The sequence below is a fragment of the Methanobacterium sp. genome (assembly GCA_030017655.1).
Classification (GTDB): Archaea; Methanobacteriota; Methanobacteria; order Methanobacteriales; family Methanobacteriaceae; genus Methanobacterium_D.
The window spans coordinates 1-12,621 of sequence record JASEIM010000033.1 but is presented as its reverse complement, the minus strand read 5'-3'; the positions used below and the strand labels follow the sequence as shown (position 1 = coordinate 12,621).

Sequence of the window (12,621 nt, the reverse complement as noted above, 5' to 3'; positions counted from 1 at the left end):
GGATAATTAAATGTTTTATAATTATCTCATTTACTGTAATAATAATTATTATATTATTATTAAATATTTTGGGAGGTTCATGATTGATCAGGAATCAATACAGTAAAATTTATAATTTATCAAATGAACAAATATTCACATGAAAGATGATGCCTGTGAAATAGAAGAACCTGATGAAGAAGCAGTAAAAGAAATTAAGTCTAAAATGCTTGAAGATGATGTAATTTTAAAGACAACGGATGGTTTTAAAACCATAAGCGACCCTACAAGGCTTAAAATATTATATGCATTATCAATAAAGGATCTATGTGTCTGTGATCTGGCTTCATTACTTGATATGAGTCAATCTGCTATTTCGCATCAATTAAGGGTTTTAAGAGATAAAAACATGGTTAGTTTTAAAAAAGAAGGTAAAATGGCGCGATATTATCTTTCAGATGCTCATGTACTAAATTTCATTTATATGGGAATAGAACACGCTAAAGAGTAGATGATAATTTCGTTAAATATTTACTGAATTATTATGCTTATTATGAAGAAATAAGCATATTTAAATACTATTTTTTGGAATTACCACATATATTTATAATTCAAAACACTAAAAACATACATTATGGATATTGATGACATCCTTCTTTATGATGAAACTCTATTTAAAAATATAGATGCATTTAATCCAGATTATATTCCAGAACATTTTCCTCATAGAAAATCTCAGATGGAAGCACTTGCAATTTGCATTCGTCCAGCACTTCGAAATGGAAGGCCGGTTAATGCAGTGGTGCTGGGATCCTGTGCAACAGGGAAAACCACTGCAATTAAAAAAATCTTTGAAATGGTTGAAAAAACATCCAGCAAGGTTATATGCGTATATATTAACTGTCAGCTTCATACTACTCGTTTTGGAATATTTTCACAGATTTATCAGAAAATATTTGGGCATACACCCCCTGAAACAGGCGTTCCATTCTCACGCATTTACCAGAATATAATGCAGCACCTTTCAAGCCATGAACAAGCTCTTGTTGTGGCTTTAGATGATATTAATAATTTATTTTACAGTAAAAATGCTAATAAGATTTTTTATGATATTTTACGTGCTCATGAGGCATTTAAAGGTGTTAAAACAGGAGTCTTTGCAATTTTATCCGATATTGAATTCAGATTTATGCTTGATAAAAATGTAAATTCCATATTTATCCCTCAAGAAATTATTTTTAATCCATACACAAAAGAAGAAATGGGGGATATTCTAAGAGAAAGGGTTAAGATTGGTTTTTATGGTGATGTTATTTCTGATGAATTATTAGATGAAATAACTGAACATGCATCTTCAAGCGGTGATTTAAGGGTTGGGATTGATCTTTTAAGAATCAGTGGTAATTTAGCCGAAGCTGATGCTTCAAAAACAATAGAAGAAAAGCATATTAAAGAAGCACTTAAAAGCACTGGTTCTATAAATTTAACATACACGTTAAAATCATTATCTGACGATGAAAAGGTATTACTGGATATTATAAGGTTGGCAGAGGATGATCTTACTGCTGGAAGTCTTTACAATGCATTCAATAAAAGAATCAGTTCAAGTTATGCTTCTTTTAACCGTATTTTAAATAAACTTGAATTTTTAAGACTTGTTGATACTAATTTTACAGGAAAAGGTGTTAAAGGGAATTCAAGAGTCGTAATATTGAGATTTGATCCAGAAGAAATTCAAAAATGTATGAATCCCCTTTAGATATTTACAGGCATGTTTGAATTGGGATAAGCAGCAACACATAAAATACTTATGACCAGTAAACTTATGATTACTCCTATCATGACACATGATTGAAGATTAATTTGTTCCAAGTTTATAATGCTTTGTTTTCTTCTAAGATCGGGAATTGAAACATTTCTACGGGTTTTTAACATATTTATCACTCTCTATTATTATCCTGATAATTCGGGTACTTAAAGAAAGAGATAGAGAGCGTATGAAAAGTAATCAGATTATCCAGTTAATTCCAAAAATTATATCAACTTATTAAAATAAATAATTAAACGTGAAAAATTATCACTTTCCGGTCTGCAAATCCATGGGAAACCATGGAAATGATTTCGATAATTGCAAAATAAACAGTTTTTGTAAGTCGTAGAATTCGTTCGAAAATTTTCAATTTTCAATGTTTACAAACGAGGTTTGTAACCGCAAAAACAGCAGGTTTTTGCATGCATTGAAACTCTGTTTCGCATGTTTCAATTCCTGGCTACAAATTTTTGATTTGTAAGCCAGGTTTCCCAGGACAAAAAATCAAGGTTTGTAGATGGGAGATTTTGCAGGATATATTACTCTTTTAGTCATTTCATTTTATGGGGGGAAATTAATGCCTGAAAGTCGTGAAATTGAACTTAGAGTTGCTGAGGCACTCCAACAGGATGTAGGAAAAGGTATTATAAGAATTGATAAAGAGTTACTTGAACAAATTGATGTTAAACCTGGAGATATTATTGAAATAATTGGTAAAAGAACTACAGGTGCTGTTGTGGGGCAAGCATATCCTGCAGATGTTGGACTCGAAATTGTAAGAATGGATGGACTTACACGGTCAAATGCAGGCACATCAATAGGTGAAATGGTTTCTTTAAGACATACAGAGATAAGGGTTGCAAGAAAAGTCGTTATGGCTCCTGCAACAAAAGGAATAAGGATAATGGCTTCTGGAGATTTAATAAAACGAAATATAATGGGAAGAGCGGTTACAAGGGGAGATGTAATGTCGTTAATATCTCCAAGAAGGACAAGAGAAACCTTTAAGGAATTTCCCAGTAGCGAAAAGATTCTCAGAGAGTTTTTTGATGCAGGAACGCCATTTTCACTTGGTGAGATTAAATTTTCAATTGTATCAACCAATCCGGCAGGAATTGTAAGAATAAATGAAGTTACTGAAATTGAGATCAGGCCTGAAGCAGTGGAAATAATTGAGAAAAAAGTTCCAGATGTTACGTATGATGATGTTGGCGGTTTAAAACAGGAAATTTCAAAAGTAAGAGAGATGATTGAGCTTCCACTCCGTCACCCTGAGATATTTGACAGACTTGGAATTGATCCCCCGCGTGGAGTTCTTTTACATGGAGCCCCAGGTACTGGAAAAACTCTTCTTGCAAAGGCAGTTGCAAATGAGAGTGGTTCAAATTTTGTAGCTATAAATGGTCCTGAAGTGATGAGTAAATATGTAGGAGAAGCAGAAAAGAAAATCAGGGAATTATTTAAAGAAGCTGAAGAAAATGCACCAACAGTAATATTTATTGATGAAATAGATGCAATTGCACCTAAAAGAGAAGAAGTAACTGGAGAAGTCGAAAGAAGAGTAGTAGCCCAGATACTGGCATTAATGGATGGATTAAAAGAAAGAGGAAAAGTTATAGTTATCGGGGCAACCAACAGGCCGGATGCACTTGACCCTGCATTAAGGAGACCTGGAAGATTTGATAGAGAAATAGAACTCAGAGTACCTGACCGTGATGGAAGATATGAAATTTTACAGATACATACAAGGGGAATGCCTCTTGAAGATGACGTGGATATGAATGAAATTGCAGACATCACTCACGGCTTTGTTGGAGCTGATCTAGCTGCTCTAAGTCGTGAATCAGCGATGAATGCATTAAGGAGAATATTACCGGATATTGATCTTGAAGAGCAAACAATTCCAAGAGAAGTTTTAGAAAGGCTTTTTGTAACCAATAATGATTTTATGGAGGCATTAAAATCCATAAGTCCTTCTGCACTTCGTGAAGTATTTATAGAAGTTCCAGATATCCATTGGGATGATATAGGAGGACTTGAAGAGTTAAAAGAAACATTAAAAGAAGTTGTAGAATGGCCATTAAATCATGGCGATGATTTCAGGCGAATTGGTATCCATCCATCCAAGGGAATTCTTTTATTTGGACCTCCTGGAACTGGTAAGACCATGCTTTCTAAGGCAGTTGCAACAGAATCTAAAGCAAACTTTATAAGTGTTAAAGGTTCAGAAATTTTAAGTAAATGGTTTGGAGAATCTGAAAGAAAAATAGCTGAGATATTTAAGAAAGCAAAACAGGCATCTCCTTGTATTGTGTTCTTTGATGAAATAGATGCTATAGCCCCTATGCGAGGGTCTGGAATGGGAGAACCACGGGTTGTTGAGCGGATGGTAAATACTCTGCTTTCAGAAATGGACGGACTTGAAGAATTGAGGGGTGTTGTCGTTATTGGAGCAACTAATAGACCTGATCTAATTGATGCCGCATTACTTCGACCGGGAAGGTTTGATGAAATTGTTCTGGTACCCCCTCCAGATGAAAAAACACGTCTTGAAATTTTGAAGGTTCATGTTAGAGATATGGCTCTTGATGAAGATGTAAACATTAAAGAACTTTCAAAAAGGACAGAAGGATATTCAGGGGCAGATATAGAGGCACTATGCAGAAAAGCAGGCATGATAGCACTGCATGAGAATATTAAAATAGAAAAAGTATCAAAAAGACATTTTGAAGAAGCATTGACCAAAGTTAATCCTTCAACAACACCGCAGACTAATGAATACTATGAAGAGGTTGCAAGGAGACTTGGTAGAGGACTGGAAGCCAAAAAAGTCCATGAAGAGTTCCCAAGAGAAGTTGCATAAAGAATCTTTTTTCCTATCTAAAATTGCGCTATTTTATTTATTAACATTTCTAGATGGAGTTATAGAGTGAAAACAAGTATAAAAAATAAAAAATTCGAATTTTTTGATGTTACTGCAGATGTAGGTTATAAAGCATATGGAAATACTTTAGAACAGGCATTCGAAAATGCGGCCCTCGCCATGTTTGAGGTAATGACAGATACATCTAAAGTAAAGCCGAAAATTCAAAAAAAGATTAAAATAGAATCTGAAGATGAATATGCACTTCTTTATGATTGGCTTTCTGAATTTCTGTTCATTCTGGACTCTGAATTTTTGGTATTTTCTAAATTCAAAGTTAAAATAGAAAAAAAAGATAGTGAGTACATTTTAGAAGGGATGGCATGGGGTGAAGAGTTTGATCCCTCAATTCATGAAAGCAGGGCTGAAGTAAAGGCTGTTACTTTCCATCTCATGGATGTTATAATGGAAAATGGATTTATGGTAAAGGTAATACTGGATATATGATTTTTTGATTTTTTTTCAGGTTTTTATGCTTATATGGATCTTTTTTGGATTTAATTCATATTTTATTATTTTCTTTTTTATTAAAACTTTTATTTATAACTTAAATGGGAAAATTAATTTTTTTACGGTCTTTTTTGATTTTAAAATTAATATTAAAAATTAAGATAAATCATAACATTTTTAATACTATAATAACATATTAATAATTAATAGTATTACTATACTGATTCATCAAAAATAATATAGGGGGGCTTGAATGTTAGAATGTCCAAAATGTGAACATGATGAAAAACTGCACCTTTTAGGAAGATACCTGACTGGTTTCTATGTAGAAGATCAGTGGATATGCGGGACCTGTGGAAATGTTTTTCGAAGAATAATCGATCCTGAAGGCTGGTAATCAATATTTTATTTTATCCCCTTCAGAATATTTTTAATTTATAAATCAGTATAATTCTTTAAATTAGATTTTTCTAACTTTTTTGAATTAGATATTAACTAAAAGCATATGGAATATTGTATTAATATATTTACTTTTTTACTATCTCTCCCACGAATAAATAGGAAATGCTATTAAGTTCAAAAAAGAAAATGAACCCTTAAAAATACATATTTCTGCAAATAAGGGTCAAAAAAAGAATGGATACTTATTTAGTATCTGAGATAATGGAATTGGAATAGAACCCCAGTATAAAAATCGAATTTTCAAAATATTCCAGCGATTGCATACAAAAAATGAATATGAAGGTACAGAGATAGGACTTGCAATATCTAAAATGATAATAGAAAGACATAATGGTAGAATATGGGTTGAATCTGAGTTTGAAACGGGTTCTACTTTTTATTTTACCCTTTAACCGTAAAATTAATTTTAATCATTTTTCTACTGCTATTTGGAGTAATTTTAATGGACTTAAAGCCATTTTTAATATGATTTTTTTTGTTTTAATTTTAAAAAAAGAGGATAATCTAAAACCTTTTTAAAAAGTTTGACCTAAAATATTAATTAGAAATTACGTGAAAGGTAATTAATATTATTTATGCTTAATGTTCTGTTTTTGGAGAGTTGAACTATGGAAATAGAAGAAAATTTGAATAAAGTGAGAGATTGCGTATGGGAACTTCCTTCATCCTATAAAAAAGAGATGAAAGTTCCAGGAAGAATTTTTTTAAATGATAATACAATCAGAGAGGTTGATGAGGGTGCAATAGAACAAATTGCAAACGTGGCATGTTTACCCGGTATCCAGAAGTTTTCAATAGGACTCCCTGATATTCATTTTGGTTACGGTTTTCCAATAGGGGGTGTAGCTGCTTTCAGCGCCAGGAATGGAGTTATAAGCCCCGGTGGTGTTGGATTTGATATTAACTGTGGTGCAAGACTTATAAAAACAAATTTAACTGAAAAAGATATTAAACCTAAAATTAAAGAGATTGTCGATGCTCTTTTCAAGAATATACCCTCCGGAGTAGGAAGTAAAGGAAAAATAAGGCTTCAAGAAGGCCAGATTGATGAAGTACTTGATAATGGTGCAGAATGGGCAGTTGAAAACGGCTACGGATGGAAACGTGATCTGGAACATCTGGAAGAAAATGGAAAAATGGACGCTGCAGATTCAAGCAAAGTAAGTGATAAAGCAAAAAAGAGGGGAATTCCTCAGTTAGGATCCCTTGGATCAGGAAATCATTTCCTTGAAATCCAGAAGATGGATAAAATTTTTGATGAAGATACTGCAAAGGTGTTTGGGATAGAAGAAGATCAGATTGTGGTTCTTATCCACACAGGCTCAAGGGGATGCGGACATCAGATATGTTCAGACTATTTAAGAGTTATGGACAGGGCAGCTAAAAGATACGAGATTAATCTTCCTGATCGTCAATTAGCATGTGCCCCTGTGGATTCTGAAGAAGCTCAGGATTATTTCAAGGCAATGGCCGCTGCAGCTAACTATGCATGGACTAACAGGCAGATGATTGTCCACTGGATCCGTGAATCCTTCGAACAGGTTTTAAAACAGGATGCTGAAGAAATGGGAATGGAAATAGTATATGATGTAGCCCATAACATTGCAAAAAAGGAAACTCATTATATAAAAGGAAGAAACCTGGATGTTTATGTTCACAGGAAAGGAGCAACCCGTGCTTTCGGCCCTGGAAGAGAAGAAATCCCTAAAACATATAGAGATGTTGGACAACCAGTATTAATCCCTGGAACCATGGGTACAGCATCCTACATACTTGCAGGAACAGATACAGCTATGGAAGAAACATTTGGTTCTTCTGCACATGGTGCAGGTCGTAAAATGAGTAGAGCCGGAGCTAAAAGGGAATATCGGGGCGAAGAAGTCAAAAAATACTTAGAAAACAAGGGTATTGTTATAAGGGCGTCTTCAATGCCAGTAGTAGCTGAGGAAGCTCCTGGAGCATATAAAGATGTTGATGAAGTTGTAAAAACATCTGCAAATGCAGGTATTTCTCGCCTTGTTGGTAAAATGATTCCTTTAGGTGTTTCTAAAGGTTAATTCATTTATTTTTTATTTTTTTAGAAATAGAGGTTTAATATGTTAAAATTTGAGGAAATTAAAGAATTTGATATTGAAAGAGCTGATGATAAATCATTTATTGCAAGAAATTTCCAGATAATATATTCAGATGATGTCCTGAATGGGAATGATTCTGAAAAAGTTGAAGACCATTAAACCATAGTTTTGCAAAGATGAGAAAATCAATATAAATGTGATATAATATTGATCTTGATTTTAGAATTAATTACAATGGACATTTATTGTCATTTAATACATAAAAGTCAGGTTCAATAAGAAAAACTTTTAAAATTCTGGAATAAATATGGAATCAATTTTGAAAAGTATTATAACCATATTAAGTCCTATTAATGTGTAATTGGATTAATATTCAGAAAATATAATTAATTTTAGAATAATTAAAATATCATATGGAGAATAAGTTAAAACATGATAGGCATAATCGGTGGAACAGGTATATACGAAATAGTTGAAATGGGGGACAGAATCGAAACCAGGGTAATTGAAACACCCTATGGAAAGTCTCCAGAAATTAATATATTCAAATTAAATGATAAAGATGTTGCATTCATGCCAAGACATGCTAAAGGACATGAATATCCTCCTCATATGATAAATTACAGGGCTAATTTATATGCAATGGGGCAGCTGGGCGTTCAAAGGATAATAGCTACTAATGCTGTGGGTTCTCTTGAAATATCCATTAAACCTGGTGATTTATTAGTTCCCAATGATTTTCTCGATTTTACAAAATTAAGGCAGAGCACATTTTATGATAAAAAGACAGTTCATATTGATATTACTGAACCTTACTGTCATGATTTAAGAAATTATTTGATTTCAGCAGGTGATGTGGTGGATAAGGGGGTTTATGTTTGTACTGAAGGCCCAAGATTTGAAACAGCAGCTGAAATAAAAATGTTCAAGCAGCTTGGAGGTAGTGTGGTTGGAATGACTGGAATACCTGAAGCTATACTTGCAAGAGAACTTCAAATATGTTATGCCAGTGTTTGCATGGTATCAAATTATGCTGCATCGATATCTCCCACAAAACTAACGATAAAAGAAGTATTTGAGATTGTCGAGGATAAAAAAGAGGATTTAGTTAATCTGATCTACAATGCTATAGCCAGAACTCCTGCAGAAAGAGAATGTCCATGTAAATATGCTCTGGTTGGCGCAGAGGTAGATGAAGTTTAAATGAATTTGTTGATTTAAAAAGTCATAATGCTTTTATTTATTCTTTTTTTATTTTATGATAGTATCTCAAGTATTTATTTAAAATTTATAGTGAATGGGCTTTATGTTTAAGTCTAAAATTAACCATTAGCAGAGAAGAATAATTTTGAACAAAAATATGAAAAGAATTTAGTATTTATTATATAAATGCAAATAGATATATTTAGATTAAGTTTTGTTAAGCACCGAATTATTGATTTTAATTATTACTTATTGAAGGCGATTTTATGTTAAACCATCTGCAAAAGGAAATTATACAGCTAAAAGAAGAGAAAAATGCAATTATACTGGCCCATAACTACCAAACAGAGGATATACAGGAAATTGCAGATTTTATGGGCGATTCTCTTGAACTTTGTATAAAGGCATCAGAAATAGAAGATAAGGATATGGTAGTTTTCTGCGGTGTTGATTTCATGGCAGAAACTGCAGCAATATTAAATCCTGATAAAAAAATATTGATTCCAGATACTCAGGCGGAATGTCCAATGGCTCATATGCTCCCTGCAAGCGAAGTTAGAAAAGCTAAACAAAGATTTAGAGATGCAGCAGTTGTTTTATATGTTAATACTCTTGCAGAGGCAAAAGCAGAGGCAGATATTCTATGCACTTCATCAAATGCAGTAAAAATTGTGGAGAGTCTTGATGAGGACAGAATACTCTTTGGACCGGATATGAACCTTGCATCATATGTATCTGGCTTTACAGATAAGGAAATAATTCCTATTCCTGAAGGAGGGCACTGTTATGTCCATAAAATGTTTACAGGAGATATCTTCTTTTTAAGGGAGAAATATCCTGATGCAGAGATACTTGTACATCCTGAGTGCAATCCTGAAATCCAGGAAATGGCAGATTATGTTTTAAGCACTGGTGGCATGGTTAATCATGTCAAAGAGTCATCTAAAAAAACATTCATAATTGGAACTGAGGTGGATATGGTAACCCGACTTAGACGGGAAAATCCAGATAAAACCATACTTCCAGCATTATCAGAAGCCATATGTGAAACCATGAAGCTTCACACCCTTGAAAAAGTTAAAAATTCTCTTTTAAATGAAGAATTTGTAGTAAAAGTGGATGAAGAAATCGCTGATAAAGCAAGAAGTGCTGTAGAACGAATGATTGAAGTATCCAAGCGTTAAATTCCATATTTTTTTTAAGTATTAACTTTTATTTTTAATATATTTTGATTACTTTTCAGATGCTCTCGGGATAATCCTTTATTTTATAATTTAAATATAGAAATTAGAGACTGAGAAAAATGCAGGCAAGAAGCGGAGTGGCAAATCTTCCTTTACATGGAGGACATGCACCAAGATGGCTATTTAATAGAATGGTGAAGCTTACAGAAGGTATTCTTGACGTGATTTTATATGAATACGACACAGATGAATTTTTAAGACGTATATCAGATCCTTACTGGTTCCAGGCTTTATCATGTGTAATTGGTTTTGACTGGCATTCATCAGGCACCACCACAACCACATGCGGCGCTTTAAAGATGGCTGTGGATCCTGAAAAGCATGGACTAATGATAGCAGGGGGTAAAGGTAAAAATTCAAGGAAAGCACCATTAGATATTGAATACGGCTCAGAATTGTTTTCATTATCTTCAAAAACAGTTGATAAGCTAGTTCATTCCAGTAAAATATCTGCTAAGATAGATAATTCATGTATACAGGACGGTTATGACCTCTATCATCATTCATTCATTTTTAATGAATCTGGAAACTGGGCAGTTGTCCAGCAGGGGCTGAACACAGAAAACAGGTATGCGAGGCGTTATCACTGGCTTTCTGAATCAATTAAAAAGGTTATAGAGGAACCACATAATGGAATTTGCTGTGATGAATCCAGATCCGAAACACTGGACATGACCTCAAAATTAAGCAGTGAAGCAAGGGAAACAAGTGTTGAGGTTATATGTGATAATCCCGATCATTTAAGGCGATATTTCAGGAAGAATTCACAGACTTTACTCACAGACTTCTTCGCTGGTCATTCATCAGATAATTTTAAAGAGGTCAACATGCCCAGCCATCATCCAGTGCTGGATATTGACATGAGTGAACAGGAATTTAAAGTTTTAAAAAATGCATATGAATTACAGCCTCAGAATTATGAGGAATTAATTTCTTTAGAGGGAATTGGACCTAAAAAAATCAGGGCACTTGCATTAATTTCAGATCTGGTTTATGGAGCAGAATCAAGCTGGAGTGACCCGGTGAAATACAGTTTCAGTCATGGTGGTAAAGATGGATTTCCATATCCTGTAGATAGGGAAGTATATGACAATTCTATCCAGACTCTGAAGGATGCTCTTCATGATGCTAAATTAAATAAAAAAGATAAATATAATGCCATTAAAAGATTAGAGTCTTTTATAAAGGTTTAATAATTTATTCATATCTTCATCAGATGGATGGAAATAATTATTTCGTTATATCTACATATGACGAAGTAGAAAACAATTCAGCGTTATTATATTGATTTATTTTAGTAATAATAGGATTTAACCGGTAATATAATAAAATACTTAAATATTGCTAAATATCGGCCATCTCCCCTATATCACAGGGGTGAAATATTGAAATTTCACAATTTTTCATTTTTATAAAAAAAATTATGGGTTGATACATTAAATGAAATTTTTAATTAGATCTTATTAATCCAGTAATGGTTCTGTAAATTTTCCAATTATCATTCAGGGGATTGAATGTAATAGAATTTGCCGTATTATACGGTTTAACTGGCATTTCGACAATTTTAAACTTACCTTTAGAAATTATGGAAAACATTTCTGTTTCTCCTTCAAAACCAGTAGAATGAATATCTTTTTGAAGGATATAATCAATAAAATTCCTTTTAAATACCCAGTAACCAGTAAAAACGTCTGACGTTTTGTAGTACAGCAAACTTGAGATTAAAAGAAACAAATAATAATTGATTAAATTGAATTTAGTGATAGAGATCATTTTTCGTTTATTATTTATCTTTGAGCCTAACAATATGTCTGTTTTTTTAGTCAGTATGTTTTTAACCAGTTTTTTTATTTCTTCAGGATGAATATCATCTGCATCAAGCAGTACTGCAAATTTTGTCTTTACATTTCTAAAACCTTTCTTTATGGCGAGATATTTTCCGTGTTCTTTTTCGTGAAGTACTTGAGCACCTGAATTACATGCAATTTTAGCAGTTTTATCCTTTGAATTATTGTCTATTACTATTATTTTTGAATCGGGGTAATTATTTCTGAGTTTTTCCAGAATTAATCCTATTTTTTTCTCTTTGTTAAATACAGGTAGCAGAAATGTTACTTCTTTCATCCTAACACAACATATTAATTTGTATAATAACTTGTTTTAATATATTATTACTTACTAATATAATTATCTAAAATATTTTCAATTAAATAAGCACAGTTTATAAATAGTAATAGAGATATAAAAAATCAGTTTATTATGCTCTTATTTAACTGTATTTTAACTCATTTATATTTTCATTGAAAAAAAGAGGCATTTGTCTTTCCATTTACAGTTTCCACAGATTTCACTGATATTGGAAGATTTAAAATACTTATTTACAAGTTGGAATGCATCATGAGCTTCAATAATGGTATTTGCCTGTAATCCAATTGTCTTGAGCACTTTAATATCCATCCGGCGAATTTCCGGTTC

General features: G+C 32.8%; 14 protein-coding genes. 11 read left to right on the top strand and 3 right to left on the bottom strand.

The window, feature by feature from the left end; all coding sequences use genetic code 11:
- The first annotated feature begins 139 nt into the window (after window positions 1-139).
- Both QMD61_10675 and QMD61_10670 read left to right on the top strand, forming a co-directional pair.
- A complete protein-coding gene (locus QMD61_10675) occupies window positions 140-490 on the top strand; it encodes a metalloregulator ArsR/SmtB family transcription factor (protein MDI6725097.1) in 351 nt (116 codons plus the stop codon).
- 123 nt (window positions 491-613) lie between these two features.
- On the top strand, window positions 614-1,738 hold the full coding sequence (locus QMD61_10670; protein ID MDI6725096.1) for an ORC1-type DNA replication protein: 1,125 nt from the start codon (window positions 614-616) through the stop codon (window positions 1,736-1,738).
- On the opposite strand, the gene QMD61_10665 is transcribed toward QMD61_10670, so the two are convergent.
- Window positions 1,735-1,914: a hypothetical protein gene (locus QMD61_10665; GenBank protein MDI6725095.1), complete on the bottom strand. Its 180-nt coding sequence runs from the start codon at window positions 1,912-1,914 to the stop codon at window positions 1,735-1,737. The two genes, QMD61_10670 and QMD61_10665, sit on opposite strands and share 4 nt — an antisense overlap.
- Before the next feature lie 452 nt (window positions 1,915-2,366).
- On the opposite strand from QMD61_10665, the gene QMD61_10660 reads away from it, so the two are divergent.
- The 9 genes from QMD61_10660 (at window position 2,367) to QMD61_10620 (ending at window position 11,339) form a co-directional block, all read left to right on the top strand.
- On the top strand, window positions 2,367-4,652 hold the full coding sequence (locus QMD61_10660; protein ID MDI6725094.1) for a CDC48 family AAA ATPase: 2,286 nt from the start codon (window positions 2,367-2,369) through the stop codon (window positions 4,650-4,652).
- Window positions 4,653-4,718: 66 nt separating this feature from the next.
- A complete protein-coding gene (locus QMD61_10655) occupies window positions 4,719-5,159 on the top strand; it encodes an archease (GenBank protein MDI6725093.1) in 441 nt (146 codons plus the stop codon).
- 256 nt (window positions 5,160-5,415) lie between these two features.
- Complete coding sequence (locus QMD61_10650; protein MDI6725092.1) at window positions 5,416-5,559, top strand: hypothetical protein; 144 nt, start codon at window positions 5,416-5,418, stop codon at window positions 5,557-5,559.
- 277 nt (window positions 5,560-5,836) lie between these two features.
- Window positions 5,837-6,016 carry an ATP-binding protein gene (locus QMD61_10645; GenBank protein ID MDI6725091.1) on the top strand — a complete coding sequence of 60 codons (180 nt, stop codon included), beginning with the start codon at window positions 5,837-5,839 and terminating at the stop codon, window positions 6,014-6,016.
- A 216-nt stretch (window positions 6,017-6,232) separates the two neighbouring features.
- Complete coding sequence (locus tag QMD61_10640; GenBank protein ID MDI6725090.1) at window positions 6,233-7,681, top strand: RtcB family protein; 1,449 nt, start codon at window positions 6,233-6,235, stop codon at window positions 7,679-7,681.
- Window positions 7,682-7,720: 39 nt separating this feature from the next.
- Complete coding sequence (locus tag QMD61_10635) at window positions 7,721-7,858, top strand: hypothetical protein (protein MDI6725089.1); 138 nt, start codon at window positions 7,721-7,723, stop codon at window positions 7,856-7,858.
- A gap of 273 nt (window positions 7,859-8,131) precedes the next feature.
- Window positions 8,132-8,902, top strand: a complete 771-nt coding sequence (gene mtnP, locus QMD61_10630) for an S-methyl-5'-thioadenosine phosphorylase (GenBank protein ID MDI6725088.1) — start codon at window positions 8,132-8,134, stop codon at window positions 8,900-8,902.
- A gap of 266 nt (window positions 8,903-9,168) precedes the next feature.
- Window positions 9,169-10,086 carry a quinolinate synthase gene (gene nadA, locus QMD61_10625; protein MDI6725087.1) on the top strand — a complete coding sequence of 306 codons (918 nt, stop codon included), beginning with the start codon at window positions 9,169-9,171 and terminating at the stop codon, window positions 10,084-10,086.
- Window positions 10,087-10,205: 119 nt separating this feature from the next.
- The gene (locus QMD61_10620) at window positions 10,206-11,339 is read left to right on the top strand and encodes a DUF763 domain-containing protein (GenBank protein MDI6725086.1); all 1,134 of its coding nucleotides are present in this window, start codon (window positions 10,206-10,208) and stop codon (window positions 11,337-11,339) included.
- Between the two features lie 256 nt (window positions 11,340-11,595).
- Here QMD61_10620 and QMD61_10615 read toward each other — a convergent pair whose 3' ends face one another.
- Entirely contained in the window at window positions 11,596-12,270 is a 675-nt protein-coding gene (locus QMD61_10615) for a glycosyltransferase family 2 protein (GenBank protein ID MDI6725085.1), read from the bottom strand.
- 165 nt (window positions 12,271-12,435) lie between these two features.
- A partial coding sequence (locus QMD61_10610) for a DUF1284 domain-containing protein (protein MDI6725084.1) occupies window positions 12,436-12,621 on the bottom strand: 186 nt, incomplete at its 5' end.